20 protein-coding genes are annotated in these 20,067 nt (G+C 55.3%); 6 read left to right on the forward strand and 14 right to left on the reverse strand.

From position 1 onward, the window contains the following. Positions 1 to 37 precede the first annotated feature (37 nt). The 6 genes from AAGA79_RS09660 to AAGA79_RS09685 form a co-directional block, all read right to left on the reverse strand. Entirely contained in the window at positions 38 to 1,117 is a 1,080-nt protein-coding gene (locus tag AAGA79_RS09660; protein WP_411825588.1) for a nucleoid-associated protein, read from the reverse strand. A 79-nt stretch (positions 1,118 to 1,196) separates the two neighbouring features. Continuing rightward, positions 1,197 to 1,472 (reverse strand): hypothetical protein, encoded by a 276-nt coding sequence (locus AAGA79_RS09665; RefSeq protein ID WP_411825589.1) that lies wholly within the window; start codon positions 1,470 to 1,472, stop codon positions 1,197 to 1,199. Between the two features lie 95 nt (positions 1,473 to 1,567). Beyond that, entirely contained in the window at positions 1,568 to 4,654 is a 3,087-nt protein-coding gene (gene secA / locus AAGA79_RS09670) for a preprotein translocase subunit SecA (protein WP_411825590.1), read from the reverse strand. A gap of 264 nt (positions 4,655 to 4,918) precedes the next feature. Beyond that, positions 4,919 to 5,341 carry a hypothetical protein gene (locus tag AAGA79_RS09675; RefSeq protein WP_411825591.1) on the reverse strand — a complete coding sequence of 141 codons (423 nt, stop codon included), beginning with the start codon at positions 5,339 to 5,341 and terminating at the stop codon, positions 4,919 to 4,921. 141 nt (positions 5,342 to 5,482) lie between these two features. Beyond that, a complete protein-coding gene (locus AAGA79_RS09680) occupies positions 5,483 to 6,736 on the reverse strand; it encodes an FKBP-type peptidyl-prolyl cis-trans isomerase (RefSeq protein ID WP_411825592.1) in 1,254 nt (417 codons plus the stop codon). 122 nt (positions 6,737 to 6,858) lie between these two features. Next, positions 6,859 to 7,293 (reverse strand): peptidoglycan-binding domain-containing protein, encoded by a 435-nt coding sequence (locus AAGA79_RS09685; RefSeq protein WP_411825593.1) that lies wholly within the window; start codon positions 7,291 to 7,293, stop codon positions 6,859 to 6,861. A gap of 202 nt (positions 7,294 to 7,495) precedes the next feature. On the opposite strand from AAGA79_RS09685, the gene AAGA79_RS09690 reads away from it, so the two are divergent. Continuing rightward, the gene (locus AAGA79_RS09690) at positions 7,496 to 8,122 is read left to right on the forward strand and encodes a L,D-transpeptidase (RefSeq protein ID WP_411825594.1); all 627 of its coding nucleotides are present in this window, start codon (positions 7,496 to 7,498) and stop codon (positions 8,120 to 8,122) included. Positions 8,123 to 8,206: 84 nt separating this feature from the next. Here AAGA79_RS09690 and AAGA79_RS09695 read toward each other — a convergent pair whose 3' ends face one another. From AAGA79_RS09695 to AAGA79_RS09705, 3 genes are all read right to left on the reverse strand, one after another. Further along, positions 8,207 to 9,370, reverse strand: coding sequence for an aldo/keto reductase (locus AAGA79_RS09695; RefSeq protein ID WP_411825595.1), 1,164 nt, complete (start codon positions 9,368 to 9,370; stop codon positions 8,207 to 8,209). A 132-nt stretch (positions 9,371 to 9,502) separates the two neighbouring features. After that, positions 9,503 to 9,970 (reverse strand): DUF1456 family protein, encoded by a 468-nt coding sequence (locus tag AAGA79_RS09700; RefSeq protein WP_411825596.1) that lies wholly within the window; start codon positions 9,968 to 9,970, stop codon positions 9,503 to 9,505. Between the two features lie 95 nt (positions 9,971 to 10,065). After that, positions 10,066 to 10,377 carry a DUF167 domain-containing protein gene (locus AAGA79_RS09705; protein WP_411825597.1) on the reverse strand — a complete coding sequence of 104 codons (312 nt, stop codon included), beginning with the start codon at positions 10,375 to 10,377 and terminating at the stop codon, positions 10,066 to 10,068. A gap of 95 nt (positions 10,378 to 10,472) precedes the next feature. On the opposite strand from AAGA79_RS09705, the gene AAGA79_RS09710 reads away from it, so the two are divergent. Beyond that, complete coding sequence (locus AAGA79_RS09710) at positions 10,473 to 11,165, forward strand: tRNA-uridine aminocarboxypropyltransferase (RefSeq protein ID WP_411825598.1); 693 nt, start codon at positions 10,473 to 10,475, stop codon at positions 11,163 to 11,165. Here AAGA79_RS09710 and AAGA79_RS09715 read toward each other — a convergent pair. Then, a complete protein-coding gene (locus AAGA79_RS09715; protein WP_411825599.1) occupies positions 11,162 to 12,244 on the reverse strand; it encodes a 50S ribosomal protein L11 methyltransferase in 1,083 nt (360 codons plus the stop codon). The two genes, AAGA79_RS09710 and AAGA79_RS09715, sit on opposite strands and share 4 nt — an antisense overlap. Before the next feature lie 111 nt (positions 12,245 to 12,355). Continuing rightward, the gene (locus AAGA79_RS09720; RefSeq protein WP_411825600.1) at positions 12,356 to 13,153 is read right to left on the reverse strand and encodes a PEP-CTERM sorting domain-containing protein; all 798 of its coding nucleotides are present in this window, start codon (positions 13,151 to 13,153) and stop codon (positions 12,356 to 12,358) included. 172 nt (positions 13,154 to 13,325) lie between these two features. Here AAGA79_RS09720 and AAGA79_RS09725 point away from each other — a divergent pair, with 172 nt between their 5' ends. From AAGA79_RS09725 to AAGA79_RS09735, 3 genes are all read left to right on the forward strand, one after another. Continuing rightward, positions 13,326 to 14,036: a DUF1080 domain-containing protein gene (locus AAGA79_RS09725; RefSeq protein WP_411825601.1), complete on the forward strand. Its 711-nt coding sequence runs from the start codon at positions 13,326 to 13,328 to the stop codon at positions 14,034 to 14,036. Positions 14,037 to 14,132: 96 nt separating this feature from the next. After that, positions 14,133 to 15,134: a helix-turn-helix transcriptional regulator gene (locus AAGA79_RS09730; RefSeq protein ID WP_411825602.1), complete on the forward strand. Its 1,002-nt coding sequence runs from the start codon at positions 14,133 to 14,135 to the stop codon at positions 15,132 to 15,134. Between the two features lie 46 nt (positions 15,135 to 15,180). Then, complete coding sequence (locus AAGA79_RS09735; RefSeq protein ID WP_411825603.1) at positions 15,181 to 15,552, forward strand: VOC family protein; 372 nt, start codon at positions 15,181 to 15,183, stop codon at positions 15,550 to 15,552. Between the two features lie 56 nt (positions 15,553 to 15,608). Here AAGA79_RS09735 and AAGA79_RS09740 read toward each other — a convergent pair whose 3' ends face one another. Next, the gene (locus AAGA79_RS09740; RefSeq protein WP_411825604.1) at positions 15,609 to 17,180 is read right to left on the reverse strand and encodes a GNAT family N-acetyltransferase; all 1,572 of its coding nucleotides are present in this window, start codon (positions 17,178 to 17,180) and stop codon (positions 15,609 to 15,611) included. Positions 17,181 to 17,550: 370 nt separating this feature from the next. Then, the gene (locus tag AAGA79_RS09745; protein ID WP_411825605.1) at positions 17,551 to 18,021 is read right to left on the reverse strand and encodes an FKBP-type peptidyl-prolyl cis-trans isomerase; all 471 of its coding nucleotides are present in this window, start codon (positions 18,019 to 18,021) and stop codon (positions 17,551 to 17,553) included. A gap of 145 nt (positions 18,022 to 18,166) precedes the next feature. On the opposite strand from AAGA79_RS09745, the gene yihA reads away from it, so the two are divergent. After that, the gene (gene yihA, locus AAGA79_RS09750; RefSeq protein WP_411825606.1) at positions 18,167 to 18,757 is read left to right on the forward strand and encodes a ribosome biogenesis GTP-binding protein YihA/YsxC; all 591 of its coding nucleotides are present in this window, start codon (positions 18,167 to 18,169) and stop codon (positions 18,755 to 18,757) included. A gap of 16 nt (positions 18,758 to 18,773) precedes the next feature. Here the strand turns inward: yihA and AAGA79_RS09755 are convergent, their stop codons facing one another. Beyond that, entirely contained in the window at positions 18,774 to 19,829 is a 1,056-nt protein-coding gene (locus tag AAGA79_RS09755) for a hypothetical protein (RefSeq protein ID WP_411825607.1), read from the reverse strand. Positions 19,830 to 20,067: the final 238 nt, after the last annotated feature.

The raw sequence follows: 20,067 nt of genomic DNA on the forward strand, positions 1-20,067 counted from the left end.
AGGGATCAAGTTGTCCCCGCCCCATGGCGTGGCGGGCTTATTCCGCGAGGTCTTCGTTGAAGTAGATTTTGATAAATTTCATCTTTCTCTCTTCATCGAAGCCATGCTCCAGCACCTTTTCGGGCTGTGCCGCGAGGCCGGGCTTGAGCTTAATGTCCACACCGGTATCCAGCTTCATCGCGGAGCGGATCTTCTTTTTCGCCTTGGTGACGTCCTTTTTGGAAATCTCGAATTTATCCTCAAGTTTGTGTCCCTGCTCTTCTTCGATCTGACTGCGATGCTCGGCGAATTTCGCCTTGGCTTCCGGAGTTTTCAAAACCTCTTCCTCGAACTCCTCGAGGTTAAAATTCTCCTTCTCTTCGAAATAGGTGATCGCATCCCGTGCGGCATTGGAAGCATCCCACGGTGGCGCATCGTCTGATGCCGGTGGAGTTTCCTTCTTCTCTTTCTCCATGAAGGCCACCGCCATATTCGCGTATTTATTCGTGAGAAACGGACTATCGGAAATCGGCACGAGGCCGAGGAAATCCCGCACCCAGAAGCGTGATTCCGATCCGCTGCGATCGAAGGTGAGCACGTAGTAACCCTTGGTTTCCAGATGGTTGAGAATCAGGCAACCCTTGTCGATTTTCTCGGGATTGATCCCCTGCTCCGTATGCAGTTCCAGATCACCATCACGGGTGGAGATGCTCAGAAACGGGACCACACTTTCCGATTTCAGGATGCACAGGCCCTGGACCATTTCGCCATTGAGTTCGATGTCCTTAATCAGCGAGATACAAAGATCTCCGGACTTGATGTTCGGGTGATTCGACTTGGAGTAGAGACGCTTCGCGATGTCGCAGCCTTTCTCCAGTAGTCCATCCTCGGAGGCGAAGATTGCGGCGGCGCAGGCGTTCATCTCATGCTGGTTCAGCGATGAATGATGCTGGAAGCGATGTCCTGTGAGGTTCTTGAACGGCTTGAGGAAAAGTGCGGCCAGCGACTCCTCGTCTTTCTCGTCGATCTTGAAAACTTCCCTGGAAGTTTGGAGCGGCTCATCGCGCTGGGGGTGGCCTACTTTCGCGAGAACAAGTGCATCGGCCGTGGCGGATATGAAACGAATTTTAACAGACATAAGGGGTCCGCAAACTACGACCCAGCAGCCATTTGAACATCCTGAAATTCAGAAATTCTCAGGTTCACTCCGTGGAACTTTATTCCGCCAGAACGAATCCCTTGCGCGTGTGCTTGCAGCGCAAAGGTTCACCCGCCCGATTCGGATTCCAGTCATTATCGTGGGCGAAATCGACCGCATCACCGACCATGCTCAAGCTCACCACCCGTGGTAATTCCGCGAGCAACTCACGCCCGCCAAGCGCGGCATTCGTATAAATTGAGGCCACATTGACTCCACCACGGTTCTTCATGATCCAGCGGTATTGGACGTCGTTATGATTGATGGTTTTGTAGCCTTTTTGTGAGAGTGACATGAGTGAGTAGGCGGGAAACTGACACACTTCCGAACCACTGAGAATGTTTTTGTCGGGATTTCAATATCAGTGATCCGGAAAGCGGCAGTTTCGGCTCACACCATGCGCCCGCAGCAGTGTTTGTATTTCCTCCCGGTTCCACAGTGGCAGGCATCGTTGCGCCCGGGATTCGCAGCAATGGTAGATGCCGGCTTTGGTGGCATTTTAAGCTCCAGCCCACCTCCCTCTGACGGCCGGGTCTGGAGCTGCGCGAGGAAATCCGCCATGCCGGTCGCGGAGCGGAACAGATTGTGCAACGAGTCCCGCCGGATCGTATCCATCAGGGAAACGAAGAGCCCGTAAGCCTCGTTCTTGAACTCCACCAGCGGATCCTTCTGCCCCTGTGAGCGCAGATAGACGCCCTCCCGCAACTCATCCATGGATTCAAGGTGTTCCTGCCATTTCCGGTCGATTGCCATTAACACCATACGGCGTTGCTCCTGCTCCATCGCCTCGGACGGTAGATCGTGGATACGTGCTTCATAGGCTTCTTTTACTTTTTCCCCCAGCAGGAAGATCAGTCCTTTTCCATCAAGATCCGCCACCTCTGCCTCCGTCGTGCCAATCTGCAGATTCGTGTGAATCCAATGGAGGAGCTCACTGTAATCCGGTTCGTAGCGGTGCAGCCTGCCCAGATGAAGGCCGACTCCGCCCGTTATTATTTCAAGGACGAGGTCATCAATCAGCTGGCGGATATCCTCGGTGCAGAGCACCTCGTTCCGGTAGCCGTAAACGATCTCACGCTGGAGGTTCATCACATCATCAAAATCGAGGACACGCTTGCGGCTTTTGTAGTCCCTTTGCTCCACCTGGCGTTGGGCGGTTTCCACAAGCTTCCCGAGCGATGGCAGCTTCGAGTTCTTTCCATCGATTTTACGCGATCGCTCGATCAACGCCGCCATGCGATCCGGAGCGGCGTAGTTCCGCATCAGCTCATCCTCGAAGGAAACGAAAAACTGTGACCGTCCCGGATCTCCCTGGCGTGAGCAACGCCCGCGGAGCTGCCTATCCACCCGCCGCGATGGATGCCGCTCCGTCGCGATGACAAACAAGCCGCCCAGGCCGTCCACTCCTTCGCCAAGTTTGATATCGGTGCCCCGTCCTGCCATGTTGGTGGAAACCGTGACGGCTCCTTTTTGCCCGGCCAGTGCTACGATAGCAGCCTCCTCTTCGTGGTGCTTCGCGTTCAGCACCGCGTGTTCAATCCGTGCCCGCTTGAGCATTCGGGAAAGAGTTTCCGAGGAATCAACCGAAGCCGTGCCAACAAGAATCGGCTGACCGATCGCATGAGCTTCCTCGATCCGTGAAACAACCGCGTTGTATTTTTCCCTTCGCGTTTTGAAGATTTGATCGTTTTCATCAATCCGGAGGTTCGCCGCATTGGTGGGAATGGGTAACACATCCAGCCTGTAGATATCATGGAACTCAGCCGCCTCGGTCTCCGCGGTGCCAGTCATTCCCGCCAGTTTCTCATAGAGTCGGAAATAGTTCTGGATGGTGATGGTGGCGTAAGTGCTGGTTTCCTTCTCCATCGATACATTTTCCTTTGCCTCCACTGCCTGATGAAGCCCACTGGACCAACGGCGACCGGCCATTTCACGTCCGGTGCTTTCATCGATGATAGTGACCTTGTCCCCGCGGACCACGTAGTGCACATCCCGCTCATACAGGCAGTATGCTTTCAATAGTTGGGAAATTCCGTGGATCTTTCCTCCCTGTACATCGAGCTGCTGCTGAACGGTCAGGCGCTCCACGGATTTTTCCTCCGGTGTCAGTCCGTCATCGGCTTCGATCCTCGCGATGCGGGAGGCCATGTCGGGAAGGGTGAAAGTATCCGGATCGTTCGGAGAGAGAAACAGGCGGCCCTTTTCCATCAGATCCGCGTCCTGGAGTTTTTCATCGACCACGAAATAGAGCTCCTCCTTGAGCTTGAACACCTTGTTACCAAACGGCCCCTGTTGGTGGGATAACTCGAATTTCTCCAGCAGCCTCCTGATTTCCGGATCTTCCATAAACCTCATGAAACGCCGGTTGCGTGGCTGGCCGTGCTTGAGTTTCAACAACCCGGTGCCGGCAGCAGCGGTATCGCCATCCGCCAGAGCTTGCTCGACCTCTGTTGCGATGCGGTTGCAAAGCTCTGTCTGGCGCCGGACCAGCTTCTCCACAACCGGCTTCCAGATGCCGAACTGGTAGGAATCATGTGAGCCCTCCCCGCTGATGATGAGCGGAGTGCGGGCATCATCGATAAGGATAGAGTCCACCTCATCGATTATCGCAAGGTAGTGCGAGCGCTGGACCTGCTCTTCGCGGCTGATGGCCATGCCATTGTCGCGGAGGTAATCAAATCCAAATTCGGAGTTGGTGCCGTAGGTAATATCACAGGCATAGCTTTCAAACCTCAGGTCGGACGGCATCTGGCTCTGGATGCAGCCAACGGTGAGCCCGAGAAAACGGAACAAGGCACCCATCCATTCGGAATCCCGCTGCGCGAGGTAATCGTTCACCGTGACTACGTGAACCCCCAGCCCTGCCAAGGCGTTCAGATAAACGGGCAGCGTGGCCACCAATGTCTTTCCCTCACCCGTTTGCATCTCAGCGATCAGACCGCGGTGCAGTGCGATACCTCCGATCAACTGAACATCGAAATGGACCATCTGCCATTTCATCGCCTGCCCGCTGACGAGAATCTCGCTACCACAAAGCCGGCGCGCCGCATTTTTCACCACGGCATATGCCTCGGGAAGTATGCGATCCAGATACCGGGCACGGGATTTAACAAATTTCTCCTCGATACCGGCAAAAGCTGATTTGGCGGCCTCGATGGATTTCGGATTCGGAGCGATACTGGCTGGAAGCCCGGAAAACTCCTTCCGAAGCAAAGAGAAACGTGCCTCGATCGCATCGGCTGTATCTGTCAAAGCTTGCTCGTCCATGCGTTCGATGGCCGATCTCGGAGGTGCATCCAGCGGATGGTAGCGCGCCAGATGGCTCTGCCAATCGCGGGTGAGAAGTAGAAGTTTCTCATCGGGCTCGCGCTGGAGCGCACCTTCGATTTCGTTGATGCGGGCTACGGTCGGACGAATGCGGTTTACCTCGCGTTCGTTCTTGCCGCCTATAATTTTTGGAAAAAGCCTCTGGATCATAATTTTGAAAAGGTTGAAATATTTGAATTTTGAAATGTGGATCAAATCCACGTGATGCGTGACTCCATGAACTCATGGAGCCGGATAAAACTCTACCCGGGCGGGCGAATCGGGTGCGGGAAATGGCACGGAAGCATGGCTTCATTCCACACGGATCAAAGCAGCTGAATGAGTGTGACTTCTCCGAAAATAATTCCAAAGAGTCCCAAAAAGCGGGAACCCATGGATCGAAGTTCTGTATAAAACCGCCAAAGACGGCAACACTCAGGCTTGAATTTTTACCGGAGGTGCACGCCCGCGGACCGCTCCATGTGGGAACTCCGCCAAAGGCTCTTCATGCGAAACCTCGAGACCCAACACCTGCGATACCAGAATGGCCGCATAGCTGGTGGAGTGGGCGGTCAGGAAAACCAGCGGACCGGAAAAATTCCCCGAAGTATTTGCGACTTCCACAGGTTGCGTGAGCGCAGCCTTGCCGGTGGAATCGTCCCTACGAACCCTTGAGTATTCCTGCGAGAACGCATTCAGCCCGATCAATGCAACCAGTACGATAACCCATGGGGTCATTACTGCTGCGTGAATCGGACGTTCGGTGGATACGGTCATCGGGACTGGCTTCAAACCAGCGGATATGATCGCCACTGTATTTGCCAGCGGTAGCAGACAGCGGAACTCCGCATCTGTCAAATCCCTTGGAGACTATTGCCAGAGGGAATATTTTCTCTGAAACCAGAGAAAGCCGTGTGAGATTATTCAATCACACGTTTAAAAACGACTACCTGCCCTATGGTTTGAAAACCCGGCAGGTAGCCGCCATTAAAAACGAAACTATTTGGCGATTTCGAGAAGCTCGATATCGAACACAAGCATACCACCGGGACGGCCGCTGCCTGGAACTGCCGGACCGTATGCGAGATCCGCAGGGATCCAGAAACGGCGTTTTTCACCGACAACCATCAGCTGCACACCTTCTGTCCAGCCTTTGATCACACCGCTAAGCGGGAACTGAGCTGCATCACCGCGAGTGACGGAGCTATCGAACATTTTACCGTCCGTGGTCCAGCCGGAGTAGTGAACCTTTACTGTATCGGTTGCCTTCGGATGTTCCTCACCCTTGCCTTCTGCGAGCACCTTGTGGGCGATTCCGCTTTCGGTTTTCTCGGCATCATCCGGAGCTGCCGATACGTCTTCGGGAACCGGAGGTGCGGGAGGAGCTGCCTTGAAGGAAATGAGCTCAAGATCAGCAACGATGAATCCACCCGGAACCTGTGGCTCAGGCAACCAGCTTTTGCGAAGCTCGCCGGGTTTCATATCGGCAAAGAGCTCGCCAAGTGCTGGTGGGAGCTTATCGAGCGGGACGCTTGGAGGTGCTGGCTCCGAGCGGCTGTCCTGCACGGTCTGGCCTTCCATGGTCGCGGCGGTGAAATGGAATGTGACGACGTCGGATGCGCCTGGCTTATCACCCTCACCTTCCTTGGTGATCTTGTAGGCGACTCCACTCTCGGTCTTTTCCGTGTCTTCCGGCGGCTTTGGGGCTTCCTTGATTTCAAGAAGCTCCACATCGAAGCAAAGCATACCACCGGGGCGGCCGCTGCCTGCTACTACCGGGCCGTAGGCAAGGTCTTCCGGGATCCAGAAACGGCGTTTTTCGCCGACGACCATCAGCTGAACACCTTCGGTCCAGCCGGCGATGACTCCACCGAGCGGAAAGCTGGTAGGCTCGCCACGTTTCACGGAGCTATCGAACATTTTACCGTCCGTGGTCCAGCCGGAGTAATGAACGGTCACCGTATCGGCGGCGGTTGGTTTCTTGTCGCCGGTTCCGGCTTGGAGAATTTTCGAGGCCAGACCACTTTCGGTCTTGGCGGCATCGGCGGGAGCGGCGGCTACATCTGCTGGTGTTTCAGGCATTGTGTTCTTTTCTGGTTGGGCAGCCGCCGATTCGGCAGCTGCGGGAGTGTTAGCGTCCGGAGCCTCCTCGGAACGCGCAAGAGCGGGAACCGCTACCATCGCAGCGGTGATCATTAGATAAGGAAAAGTCCGGACTTTCATGAGGCAGGGAGCATCCACTCTCATTTCCATCTGTCAACCATCGGCCAGATTTTAACCTGAGACACAAAAATGGGGCCGGTGTTCCATTGCAGAGTCTTTCCAATAGAAAGCTCCAACGAAACGCCGACCCCATTCACGGGAAAGCCAGAAGACTAGATACCCAGCGCACGGATGGTTGCTGAATCCAGCACACCTGACTGCCTAAGGCGTTTTCCCTGTTGGAATCTTACAAGAGCGGCACGGGAGCCACGGCCGAAATCACCGTCGATAGCTCCGCGGTAGTAACCCAGTTTCTGTAGACGCACCTGGGCACGCACTTCGAGACGGTCGTTCCAGCTATTGTGTCCTCTATCAGGAGCTTTGCTCTTGGCCTTCACCGGAGCTTTACTGTAGGACTTTGCCGGTTGTTTGCTCTGCGCCTTGACCGGACCTTTGTTGGAGCTTTTTTCCGGTTGCTTGTCGTGCTCGTGACCTTTGCTTTCAACTTTCCGCTGCGGTTCATGAGAGTCGTCCTTTGGAGCGGCTACTACGATGTTTGCGGAAATTGCCAGTATGCCTGCAATTGCAGGAAGTAGATATTGTTTCATTACCCCTTTCAGACTCACCCGCCGCCGCCGCTATTCACCCGTATTTCGAAAATATTTCACAACTCTCCAAAAGGCGCTCCCCCACTCCCTTGAACGGTGGCGAATGCTGAATTGTGACCTTTGATCCTTTTGAAAGAACTTAATTGATTTTAACCATTCATGGGTCACCCTTGCCGCGTCTCAGTCAACTCAGATACATTCAATGAACAAACCACTACGATTCGCAATATCCGTCGCCCTTGGCGGAGCCGCTATCCTCTTGAGTTCCTGCGGGAACATGAGCACCGGAGGCTCCGGGACCGCATTCTCATTCGATCCTCCGGCCAAAACGCCTAGCAACCCTTCCGCGGTTAAAGTGCATATCAGCACCAGCGCAGGTAAGCTCTACGTTACCGAAGGAGACGAAGTCCTCCTCGCGACACCTGTCGGCGTGGGCACTACTGCCACTCCTACACCGAAGGGCAATTTCAAAATCAACTCCAAAACACGCCATCGCCGCCGCCAGGGAAATCCGGGTGCGGGTTACCCGATGACTTACTGGATGTCCTTCTACAGCCCTGCATACGGAATGCACTGGGGCTTTGTGAAGCCATACCCTTCCACACACGGTTGCGTCCGCATGCCGCTCAACGCAGCACGCAAAGTGTTCGATATGACCAGAGTCGGCACACCGGTAAACGTAGCTTCCACCCAACCATGGGACTCCACAATCGGCGCGAAACTTCCTGTCTTGGATGACGGCCCACTCCCTAACCCACCGGATTCCTACATGAACAGTGCCAAGGTTTTTGAGGATCAGGAAAAAGGTAAGATGTGGAATTTTAACTAATTCCCTTAAATTCACCAAAAAAGCCATCGGGATTCGTTCCGATGGCTTTTTTCGTTTTAGAATTCCTGGCAGAAACCCACCACCCTACGCGGGAACCGGAGCTTTGGCAGCGATGAGACCTTTTTCCTTCAATTCACCCCAGAACGCGGCCGGGATCTGCACCTTCATCGAAGCCACGTTTTCCTCCACCTGTTCTTTTGTCCTTGCACCCGGAATGATGGCCGAGACTGTCGAAGGAGCCTCCGCGAATTGCAGGGCCGCGGTCTTGATATCGATCCCGTGATCCTTCGCCACCGCACTGATGCTGGTAAATTTCTTCTGCATTTCGGTAGGAATATCCCCGGAGTAGTTGAATCTGTTCCTCCCCGCCAGAAAGCCTCCGTTGAGTGGTGCTCCGACGACCACTGAAACACCCCGCTCGTCCAACAGCGGGAAGGTCTTCTCCAAGGCTTTCTCATGATCCAGAATAGAATACTGGAGCGCCAGCAAACAGATATCCGGATCGGAGATATCGAGCGCTTTATATACCACATCCGGCGTGTTTACCCCGAAGCCCCAGCCTTTGATGATCCCTTCGTCACGCATCTTGGTCAGCTCAGGGATCGCACCTCTCACTGCATCGTCGTAGTACTTCGTCCATTCTTCTCCCATGTCACTGTTTTGCGGGGAAAGATCGTGGATATACACAATGTCCAATGATGATACGCCGATGCGCTGCAGGCTGTCCTCGATGGAGCGACGCGTGCCCGATGCGGAATAATCATAGCGGTAATGAAACGGTGAGTGGTCTGCCCAGTGCCACCTTTTCGGCAATGGCTCCGCGGAAGGAGTGAGAAGCCGGCCAACCTTGGATGAGAGCACATAGTCCTCGCGCTTCTTGTTGCGCAAAAGATCTCCGAAACGGCGCTCACTCAGGCTAAGACCATAGAACGGCGAGGTATCGAAATGCCTGATCCCGGAATCCCAGGCGGCATGCAACATCCCGAGAATCTCTTCATCGCTCGAGATCGTGTTGAAACCATTTCCCGCGGCAAGTCCGCCCAACCCCATTCTGTGTTCCGGGCGGTAGTGCTTGCCACTGCTAGTGTCATTCTTGGGCAATTCATCACCCGCTTCCACCAGCCCCCTGGTTTTCATGATCTGATCATTGGTTTTGCGGATCTCCAATTCCTTGGCAAGCGCCAGCCTGCTGGCTGCTGTACCTATCCCAAGTGCCGCGCCGACTCGTATCAATTCTCTGCGTGTCATAGCCGCCACCCAACCACAGGAAGAAGTAAACGCAACCGACGTTAGACTGAAGAATCCGTCACCATTTGTGGCTTTGTTTCTCCCTTCATCGGGAGAAGAAATATCCTAGGATAGCCCTCCGCTGTGGCCGCTCTATTCAGCTTCTTCACGTGCCTTCGCAAGACCTTGAATGAACTTCCTCAAAACCTGCTCCGGGCATTTCGCGAAATTCCGGTGCCCCTGCTTGCGGAAAAACGATCCGAGCTCAGCCTTGGTGACGACAAACTCCACCCGCTCGAAAACCTCCAGCATTTCCTCCTCGCGCAGCTCCAGAGCAATCCGGAGCTTTTTCAGCGACTCATTGGTGGAGAGGAACTTGAGCGGCTCCGGGACCATGCCATCCGGGCGATTTCCGCGCTTTTCAATGATCAGCCCATCCAGGAAACGGCACAGATCCGTGTCCGAAATCTCCTGATAACCTTCTTCCGCATCTTTCAGCAGCCAGCACTTCACTTGCTCCGGAGTCACTTCCACTCCGGTGTGTGCGATGATCTGGGCCATCTTTACGTCGGGATAATGAAAGGCGTAGCGGAGACGGCGCAGGATGTCGTTATTGGTCATGGATCAGGTGGCTCTTGAAGCGGAGTGGCCACGATGGCACATCTCAGGGAAAAAGGCAGCACCCATTCGTGAATCGCCACCGCTTCCTTCCTTTTTCAACCGGTGGGCCAGTGCGCGTCAATCGATTCCTGCTCCACCGCTTCCAGCCGAAGCTTTTTCGTCTGACTCTTCTGCCCACTCACCACCGTCACCGCTCGCTTCGGTAAACCCAACTTACGTGATAATAACAGGCAGACCGCTTTGTTGGCCTTCCCTGACTCCGGTTGGGCGGAGGTTTTGATCTTCAGCGCGCCGTCATGCCAGCCCGTCACCTCATCGCGGGATGCATTCGGTATCACCCGCACATCCAATTCATAGAATTTACCCTCGCTGCCCATCCCGCTGTGTAGCCGGTTCCCACCCTCCATGCAATCGCGCCATGACCACCCGCTTCCCCTCCTTACTTCACCCTTGAAAGAAGCCCAACCACAGCCAAACGTGACATCCGCCTACCACCTACCCATTGAACCTCCAGGAATATCTCGATAGAAAGCGAAGCCTCTCACCGGTTCATCGGGAGCATTGCCATGTCTGCGATCGCTCCGCCTCGGTATGCCTTTGCCACCTCATCCAGCCTTTTGATACCCGCACGCGCTTCGTCATCCTCATGCACCCGAAGGAGGCACGGAAACAAAAGACCGGCACCGGCCGACTCTGTCATCTGGCCCTGAGGAACAGCCGACTTCATATCGGGGTCGATTTCACCGAAGATCCCGCCATGCGCGCCTTAATCGAGGACCCTGAATACACCTCCGTGCTCCTCTTTCCCTCTCCCCATGCGGCGAATCTTTCGCAGGAAGGCTACCAGTCACTCACCACCGCACCTCACGGAAAACTGCAAATCTTCATCGTCGATGGCACCTGGCCGCTCGCCGGGAAAATCCTGCGTCTCAGCGAAAACCTCCGCACCCTCCCCGCCGTCAGCTTCACCCCGCGCCAACCTTCCGGCTACCGCTTCAAGAAACAACCCCGCGCGGATTTCCTCTCCACTCTCGAGTCCATCCAGCTCTTGCTCGAGCTGGGGCGTGAGCAGGGAGCGGAAGATCCGGACGTGGATATCGCCCAACTCCCCGGAATCTTCGAACGCCTGGTGGAAATCCAACTGCAAAGCTCTGCTACGGAGCCGGACGGACACCCATCGCCAGCCGGCTCCTAACTTCTGCGATTCTTTTCGCAAATCCACTGCCAGGTGCTTGGATCCGCCCAATCCTCCACTGTCAATGTCACTTCCAGCTCATCGCCGATCTCCGTGCGCACCTGATCCAAACGCAAAATACGGAATCCCCAATGCGGCGCCCTGCCCGGATCCAGCGGGCTCGAGCTTAGCACAAGATCGTCATCCACCTTTGCCTTCATATAGACCACCAGTCCATCGAGCATTCCAGCTGTTGTCACTTTCCTCGTGAACGTCACCGAAAGAGGCACCGTGGACTCATTGATCGTATGCAGATCCACTTCCACCAGCGGTGTCGGTTTTCCTAGAAAATGTTTAACCACTCCCGGATCACAGCTCACCAGCTTGTGGTATTCCGGCTCCGTCGGGCAGCTCCTCTCCATGCTGGAAAAATCGAAGCCATAAACATCGGTCAGCTCCCAGATGAAGGGCACCCGCCGGTCGTCATGCAGCGTCATCGGCTCGCAGAAAAGTTCGAACTGGCTCGGCAAAATCAAACCACCCGGTTTCAGCAGGCGGTCCCTTAGATCGCAGACATTCGGCACCATCGCCTCATCGAACAGGAAATCCCCGATCTGCTCGTGCACGATCACATCCACCGGCTCATCCAGATAAAGCTTGGAGCTGTGCACATCCTCGAAATCCACATTCTCGATCCCGTTCTCCGCCGCCAGCTCCTTCGCGTGCTCGATGATCGAGGAATGATCGACCGCATAAACCTGTGCCGCACCCTGCCGTGAGGCGAACGCCGCCAGAATCCCCGTCCCTGTTCCAAGATCGATCACCCGGTCACCCGGTTTGATCTTCCGGCTGATAGCCTCGTGGTAGAAGGCCATCCGCGGCTCGTCCGCCAGCATCCTTTCCTGCTCGTGGATGTCCGCGAAGCAATTCTCATTGAACTCCCGATACTTCTCCGCCGGGGTCCGAATCTCCGCGGGTGGGTAAAACCACGCCTTCAGCCGCTCGGAACCGGACAGCCATTTGCCGAACTGCTTGCAACCATGCCGGACGCGTTGTGAACCGGATACTGTGAAACGCTGGATTGGGGAAAGTGACATCATGCATGGGTCGGCAAACTTGCTCCCCCGGTTCGCCACACTATGCACGCCGCCACCCGCAGGAAGCTTTTTGTAAAGCTATCTTCACCCTCCGCCGCCGGCCATTTCAGCCACTCAGCGTCGGCGACGGAAAACGAGACCCAGCACCGGCAAAATCAACATCGCGGCGCTGGATGGTTCCGGCACCGTGGTCAGGCGCAACGCATTCATCGCACTGAATACCGATGCCTCGGAAGTATCATCCGTTGTCCGGACCATCAGGGTTGTGGAAGTCGCGGAAAGCGTGCCGCTCATGGTCAGATAGCGGTGGTTCGTGAATCCATCATTCTTCAGCGAAAAGATCTGAGTGGCCGTGTTCTTCGTATCCCAACCGCCCAGAGTCGTGGGCGTGCCGTCGTATTCCACCACGGTAAAGCCGCTCCAGGTAGTTCCGTTATCCAGAGAGTAATCGAAATATCCCCGCGCCAGTGTGGAATCTCGGGAGGCCAGCAGATCCAGGCTCAAATAGCTCCCCGCCTCCAGTCCACCGAAGGAGAGGGTAAAGGTATGCGCAACGCTGTTCGGTGAATTGTTTGTATAGAAATTATCGCCGGTCGCACCATTCAGACCTACAGCTCCCGCCCACACCGGGTTCCGGCCGCTGTTGTTCGCCGGCTGGTAAACAGCCAGCCCACTGTTCAGCGTATTGTCCGTAATATCGCCCGTTACAGATAGGGTAGGTCCTCCGAAAGTAGGAATCGTCCCACCGGAATCCGCCAGCTTCCCGCCCCTGATATCGCCGGGCGCATCGTATTCATTCCAGGTCCCTACAGGACGGGAAGTCCCGCCAGTCTCATTAAAATCCACCAGAAAACTCGCTCCCTGTGCAAACGACACAGAGACCAGAATTAAGGCAAAAATAACGACGAACATTGGGTAAAGCGGATACTTTTGTTAGCTTAACAGTCAAGTAAAAGAACCGAATTATTTCTCAGCTGGAACTACCCTACCCTATCGTCTCCGTATTCCCTTCTACCCCATCCGTATCCCCCGAAAATCCCGGCTGTTTGACAGATCTCCGCCCTCCCGATAGTTCTTACCTTCTATGAAAACCCTTTTCTGCCTCCTACTAGTGCCATCCATCCTATTGGCCCGTCCCGCCAACGATGCCTTGGAGCCTGAGATTAAAGGCAAAGGAGCCATCCAGTTAATTTCTGGAAACACTCTCGATGGATGGCAGGTCCCATCCGACCGCTGGTCCATCGCCAATGGCATCATCACCGGCGATACCAATGGAGAAGAACTCACCAAACCGGAGTGGCTGTATACGCGGCAGAAATTCGGCGATTTTATTCTCAGTGCGGAGATCAGATTGAGCGGCGGCCCGAAGGCGAACTCCGGCATATATTTCCGCGCGGTTCCTTTCACCTTCGAGTGGAAACGCACCGGAGCCAGCTATGAGGCCCCCTCCGGATACGAATTTGACGCCTCTCTCGAGGAGAAAATCAATGGAACGCTCGGCGATTGGTTCGCCCGCCCCTCCCTACGAATCTTTCCCGATCAGAAAGTGATGAAACATGCGTTTAAAAAGGAAGATTGGAACCGCATGACCATCCGTGCAAACGGAAATCGCCTGGAATACTGGCTCAATGGCGTAAAGATCCTGGACTATCTGGATAACGACCCCGAACGCTCCCATGAAGGCCTGATCGGCTTTCAGCTGCACGATCGACTCGTTATGAAAATGGAGCTGCGAAACGCCTCCGTCATCCCACTCACCGAGGAGAATCAGAAACAGCCCTACGTTTCTGAGTAGAAAATTATCCGGAACATTGGCCGGATACTGAGTGGCGTTTCCCATTCATGGCTTGTCGGCAGGTGCGGTGGCTTGATATGAACATGTGCGGATTTCATGAACCGAATCGACAGACTCACCGGAATGATCCTGCTGCTTCAAAGCCAGCGGGTCATCACCGCGGAACAGGTTGCTGCCCACTTCGAAATCAGTGTACGCACGGTTTATCGGGATCTTGCAGCACTGAGCGAAGCCGGCGTCCCGATCGCCGCCGAAGCTGGTGTGGGCTACAGCCTGATGCGCGGGTATCATATGCCCCCCGTAATGTTCACGGAGGACGAGGCTGCGGCACTTTTCATGAGTGCCGAGGTGACCGGGCCAGTGGCGGATGATTCACTCCGGGAATCACTTAAATCCGCGCTGCTCAAGGTGCGCTCGGTACTGCCGCAGGAAAAAAACGATTACCTGGTCCGGTTGCGGGACAGGGTAGGCATAGCGCCACGCAATTCCTCGGCTGATATACGGCGTGAGTCCCTGATGCCGATCCAAGGAGCCGTGGTGAGGCGGAAATGTCTGGAAATCCGCTATAATACGGCCAACCGGGGTGCAATCAGCCTGCGCGTTATCGAGCCGCTGGGACTTGTATTCTATGCGCAAAACTGGCACCTGATCGGATGGTGCCGGATGCGGCAGGAAATGCGTAATTTCCGCCTGGACCGGATCGCGGAGTGGCTGGTGCTGGATGAGAGCTTTGAGGATCGCCTGGATTTTTCGGTGAAAGAGTTCCTCCGGGAGAGCATAGAATGCAGCGATCTGACACCGGCTACCGTGGCGGTGGATGTCGCTGTGCTTGAGCGATTCAGGGCTGAGATGCAAGGAACAGCGGTAGCCGAGAAGATACTGGCGGATGGTCGGGTCAGCCTGGAGCTATTGTCATTCTCATTGCCTTGGCTCGCCCAGTGGTTGCTGGGCTTCGGCAACCGGGTGGAAGCGCTCGAACCCCGGGAATTGCGGGAGCATGTCCGTGAGGCGGCACACGGGGTCTCGGCGCTCTATTCACGGGATTTCGTAAATTTATGCACCCCTGCTGACATAGGGTTGTCAGTAGGTGGTGTTTGAATCCTCGTGTTGCTCCAATTTACGGGCACTCAATCAACTAAAAATCATGAAAACAAACGCACTCAACTGGTTCGAAATCTTCACCAATGATCTCGAAAAATCCACGGAGTTCTACAGCACCATACTTGCCACAACGCTGATGCCATCCGAAATGGAAGGCTGCAATATGGCAATGTTCCCCTCCGACTACGAGAAAGGTATTGGCGGAGCCATTACAAAAATGGACGGCTGTGATCCAGGCCCCGGCGGCACCCTGGTTTATCTGAATGTCGAGGGTGATCTGGACAGCGTGCTGGAAAGAATTCCGGCCGCAGGGGGAAAAGTATTGAGGGAACGCTTCGATATCTCTCCGCACGGATTCATCGCAATCTTCAGCGATCCCGAGGGGAATGTCGTCGGCCTCCACAGCCTCACCTGATTTCCAATTGCCAGCTCCGATACCCCGGTGGGTGCGGGGCTGGCTCCGTTTCCTTTTTAGCCGGCCTCCAGCGCTTTCACATGCGCGATCGCCGCGCTGGCCAATCCCTCCGGATTGTAGCCGCCTTCCAGCACGGAAACGATTCTTCCCCGGCACCATCGATCCGCCAGCACAATGCAGCGCCGCGTCATTTCCGCGAAGGTTTCATCCGTCCACCGCAGCCCGCCGATTGGATCGTCCATCCTTGAGTCAAACCCCGCGGAAATCAGGATAAAATCCGGCTGGAAGGCATTCACTTCCGGCTCGAGCTTTTCACTCCACGCCAGTAGTGCGGTTTCCCCATCCGAGCCCTCGGGCAGGGAAATATTCAGGTTCGTTCCCTCCCCTGCACCCTGGCCGCGCTGCGTATCGCTGGCAGTGTGGGGGTAGTAGCCATGCTCATGCAATGAGACATACAGCACATCCGGGTCCTCGATGAAAATATCCTCCGTCCCGTTCCCGTGGTGCACGTCCCAGTCGATGATCGCGATCCTCTTCAGCCCATGAACCTCCTGCAGATGCCGCGCGGCGATGGCCACATGATTAAAGATACAGAACCCCATCCCCCGTGTGGCCGTGGCGTGGTGCCCGGGCGGTCGCGTGGCACAGAATGCCGTCGAAACCTCCCCTGCCATCACTGCATCCACCGCATTGAGCACCGCCCCACTGGCCTCCAGCGCCACCTCGTAGCTCTCCTCACAGATCGCCGTATCGCCCGTCCGTAGCTGCTCGGCGAATTCCTCCACATCCCGCCACACCAGATCATGGTAATAATACTCATGCACCCTCAGCACCTCGGAAACCTTCGCCATCCGCCCCGGTAATCTCACGAACTCCGCCGGCAGCTCCTCCAGTGCCGCCATCAGCACCCGGTAGCGATCCGCGGATTCCGGATGGTCCTCTCCCGTATCGTGGCGCTCGTAGCAGGAATCGTAATGTATCCCCGTCTTCCTTTGGATCTCCTCCTTTGTCTCGATCTTCTTCTCCTCAAGAAATTTCTTCCGCGATTTCAACACCTCATCCACCCCAATTTCGAAGGTCCTCTCCTCGTCCAGCGCAGCCTTCGCCGCTTTTCCGCCCACCGCCACGAACAGCCCTGCCATGGTCCGGTTGTCTGGCAGCACGCTCGCCCAAAACTCCGTGATCCCCCTCGGCTCCGCAATCTCCGCCAGCCTCGCGATCAGGAAACCGGCCATACCGATATGCCGCGTATCCTCGTGCACCACGAAGGCGATCTCCGCTCTCTTCCCTCCCTGGTCCAGATAGTAACGGCCAATCGCCCGCAGCTCCTGCTTCCCCTCCACCTCCTGGAAAATTCCCAGCGCGGGATCCTTTTCCTGATCCACTGTCACCAGCTTGTAGGCATCCTCATCGTTCATCCACTTCCGTGGATATCCATACCTCATCCGTATCGTCTCCTCATTATGTGAGTAGAAAAATTCCTGCAACGTCCTCATATCCCCCGCCTCCAGCGCGCGAACCAGGTAATCCCCCTCGCCGAATTTTACACGCAATCTCTCCCGCGCATCCGCCCCGTCGGATTTCGCCTGTGGTTTCTCGTGCGGCCCGGAATCTGAAGGTGGGATCATGATCCTTCCACTGCACCACATACGTCCCATGCCTCCAAGGAGCTAATACGAACCGGAGGCGAATCACTGCCAGCCGCGGCGAACCAGCAGCGTGAGCGATCATATAAGGCCTTTCCTCTCGTAATATCAGAATCTATTAAAAGCCATGGAAAGGATTCTATAAAAACCTGAGAAAAACGACCATACCACCGTCAGCTACTACGTGGAGTCACATGCGGACAAAGTAGAAGTCAGGTGGTCTTTTTATCCGCATTTGCCAGAGGTATGGAGGGTTCTCCAGCCAATCATCGATCCACCGGTGACGGAGTAGCTGCCGGCGTGAAATACATTGCGCCCCGCACTAGCCATTTCCCTTCATGGTAGAACGTAATCAGCCCCGCACCCTTTCCAGGCGAATGTCAAAAATGAGTGTCGCATACGCGCCGATCTTGTCCCCTGCCCCGCGTTTTCCCCACGCAAGATCCGGCGGAACGAAGAAACGGAACCGAGCACCTTCTTTCATCATCGGGAGACCCTCTTTCAGCCCCGCAATCGCCTCTTCCATGCTGAAACGGTCCGTCTCCGCCATGCGGAAGGTATCCTTGATCACCGTCCCATCCACCAGCAGGATGCGCTGGTTGACCTCCACCGTGCTCCACTCCGTTGGACTCTCCCCCTCGCCTTGGTTTAAAATTGTATACTGCAGGCCGCTCTCCGTCTCGATCACGTCCTCCTTCAGGCGGTTTTTCTTCAGAAACATCTCCGTTTCCGCACTTCTATCCCGGTGCTGCTTCTTGCTGGAACTCTGGCTTTTCTCCTTCTTTCTTCTCATAACTGCGGCCTGCCTATCCCTTGAAAGCAAGGTTGGCTCCCCACCGTTCTACGCTGTCCACCATCTCATTGGCACGCATTTATTCGACAGCCACCACTGTTCTTTCCGGGAAATCCACTTGGCTGCCCGGAGGATATTTCCTTGCCCCCCGGCGGTTGCGCCCGGAGCGTGGCTCGTGCAAATCAAATCCGCCATATTCAACACCAGCGCCCGGGACATCACAGCCGCGCCGGAATGGGACCGCCCGGAGTTCGCCTTCATCGGCCGATCAAACGTCGGGAAATCCTCGATGATCAACATGCTATCCAACAAGGATGGCCTCGCCAAAGTCTCCGCGACCCCTGGGAAAACCCAGCTGTTGAACTTCTTCGTCATGAACGAGAATTGGAGCCTCGTCGATCTTCCGGGATACGGCTTCGCCAAGGTCGCCAGGAGTGAAAAAATCAATTTCAACGAATCCGTAGGCGACTACCTGGAAACCCGGGAAAACCTCCGCCGCGTCTTCACCCTCATCGATTCCCGCATCCCCCCGCAGCGCATCGATATCGATTTCATCCACTGGCTGGGAGAATGCTCCGTGCCCTTCGCGCTCGTTTTCACCAAGGCAGACAAGCAATCCGCCGCCAAAACGCAGGCCACCGTGAAATCCTTCCTCGCCGCCATGCCCCCCCACCTCCGGGACGTCCCACCCGTCATCGTCAGCTCATCGAAGGACCGCACCGGCAGAATAGCCATCCTAAAGCTCATCCAGCAAAGCCTCGGCTGACGTAGCCTCCCTTTCCTCAGTCCCGCTTCGGTGGATCGGAAGATTCCTCCGCCCAGCGCAATGCTTTCTCCAATGAATCAGCAGATGCCTGGCTATGGCCCATTCCGGGAATATCAAACAGCTTCACTATGAAATTCTTTTCCTCCCAGGAAGGGATACAGTCCACGATCGCCTTGTAATTGGAATCTTTCGGGCCCGTGACAAATGCATACGCCTGCTTCCTCCTTGTGAGCGGACGGATATCGCCCTCATCAATCGTGGGGAAACAGGAATCCGAAGGGATGTAAGCATTCCGCACCTGATTGATCGCTCCGCGGAACTCGGGAAAATACACCGCCATCCAACTCGACATCGCGCCTCCACCACTTGATCCGCCGACGAAGATTCTATCCTCATCAATCACGTATTCCTTCCTGATCGTGGCCAGGGTATCCAGCGCGAGCGCCATCCTGCGCACATCTGCATTCTTGTTGGAGGCACCGGATGGCGAGGCATAGATCATGTTCAGATTGCCCAGCACCTCCTCATAGCCCGCCTTCATCTTCAGCGAGGCAGGTCCCGGCGCAATACTGATATACACTCCCATCGGAGTGCTCTCCCCTTTGTAGGTAGTTGGACAATACACAAGCATCGTCGCATCCTTCCATGCCACAGCTTCATCACATTTCATAAAAAGCCCGGAGGCCGGCACATCGCAAATGGATCTTTCGGTGTCATAAAACTCCCGCATTTTTTTGCCGAACGGGCCTTGAAAATATTCCTCGGTGGTTTCCCCATAGCGATGGCTGATCGCTGCGTTTTTTCTCATTCCCAATAGCCCGGCGAGCCGCTTTTCCATTTGTACTTCCCGTTTCTCCAACCAGTCACGGTCTTCCTGCGAGAGCTTGTCCAGGGGCAGCACGTAGTCCTTTCCATTCATAAAAAGAGTCACGCTCTCGCCATCGTGGCTTTTCAGTTCAGCATTGATCACCTGCCCGGTATCGCTCGTCCACTGCCGTGTTTCGGCCCCAGCCCACTGCACCTGCGTTAATAAAAGAAGGACCGGGATCAGAAAGCGGGAATATATTTTCATACCTGCTAAAAACCTCCATCTGAACCAAGAAAAGGTAAAGATCGAAACCTCCACGTCATGAGTCCTTCCAGTTAACAGAACAGCCTGGCTCCGTCTGCGGCTAGCTAAGCCCGATGTAACCCGATACCCGGACCCGCAACGCGCCATGCCGGACTTTGTAATCAGCGGGTAGATATCTTCATAGATCCAAGCTTACCTGTTATTTATACTATCATATAATTGACATGAATACTTTCAT

Source organism: Luteolibacter sp. AS25 (assembly GCF_046736275.1).
Classification (GTDB): domain Bacteria; phylum Verrucomicrobiota; class Verrucomicrobiia; order Verrucomicrobiales; family Akkermansiaceae; genus Luteolibacter.

Coding starts and splice junctions, on each gene's coding strand:
- AAGA79_RS09735 (WP_411825603.1), top strand. CDS start 15,181: ATGAAAACAAACGCACTCAACTGGTTCGAAATCTTCACCAATGATCTC.
- AAGA79_RS09725 (WP_411825601.1), top strand. CDS start 13,326: ATGAAAACCCTTTTCTGCCTCCTACTAGTGCCATCCATCCTATTGGCC.
- AAGA79_RS09690 (WP_411825594.1), top strand. CDS start 7,496: ATGAACAAACCACTACGATTCGCAATATCCGTCGCCCTTGGCGGAGCC.
- AAGA79_RS09700 (WP_411825596.1), bottom strand. CDS start 9,970: ATGACCAATAACGACATCCTGCGCCGTCTCCGCTACGCCTTTCATTAT.
- AAGA79_RS09720 (WP_411825600.1), bottom strand. CDS start 13,153: ATGTTCGTCGTTATTTTTGCCTTAATTCTGGTCTCTGTGTCGTTTGCA.
- AAGA79_RS09705 (WP_411825597.1), bottom strand. CDS start 10,377: ATGGAGGGTGGGAACCGGCTACACAGCGGGATGGGCAGCGAGGGTAAA.
- AAGA79_RS09665 (WP_411825589.1), bottom strand. CDS start 1,472: ATGTCACTCTCACAAAAAGGCTACAAAACCATCAATCATAACGACGTC.
- AAGA79_RS09660 (WP_411825588.1), bottom strand. CDS start 1,117: ATGTCTGTTAAAATTCGTTTCATATCCGCCACGGCCGATGCACTTGTT.
- AAGA79_RS09755 (WP_411825607.1), bottom strand. CDS start 19,829: ATGAAAATATATTCCCGCTTTCTGATCCCGGTCCTTCTTTTATTAACG.
- AAGA79_RS09685 (WP_411825593.1), bottom strand. CDS start 7,293: ATGAAACAATATCTACTTCCTGCAATTGCAGGCATACTGGCAATTTCC.
- secA (WP_411825590.1), bottom strand. CDS start 4,654: ATGATCCAGAGGCTTTTTCCAAAAATTATAGGCGGCAAGAACGAACGC.
- AAGA79_RS09730 (WP_411825602.1), top strand. CDS start 14,133: ATGAACCGAATCGACAGACTCACCGGAATGATCCTGCTGCTTCAAAGC.
- AAGA79_RS09715 (WP_411825599.1), bottom strand. CDS start 12,244: ATGATGTCACTTTCCCCAATCCAGCGTTTCACAGTATCCGGTTCACAA.
- AAGA79_RS09695 (WP_411825595.1), bottom strand. CDS start 9,370: ATGACACGCAGAGAATTGATACGAGTCGGCGCGGCACTTGGGATAGGT.
- AAGA79_RS09740 (WP_411825604.1), bottom strand. CDS start 17,180: ATGATCCCACCTTCAGATTCCGGGCCGCACGAGAAACCACAGGCGAAA.
- AAGA79_RS09680 (WP_411825592.1), bottom strand. CDS start 6,736: ATGGAAATGAGAGTGGATGCTCCCTGCCTCATGAAAGTCCGGACTTTT.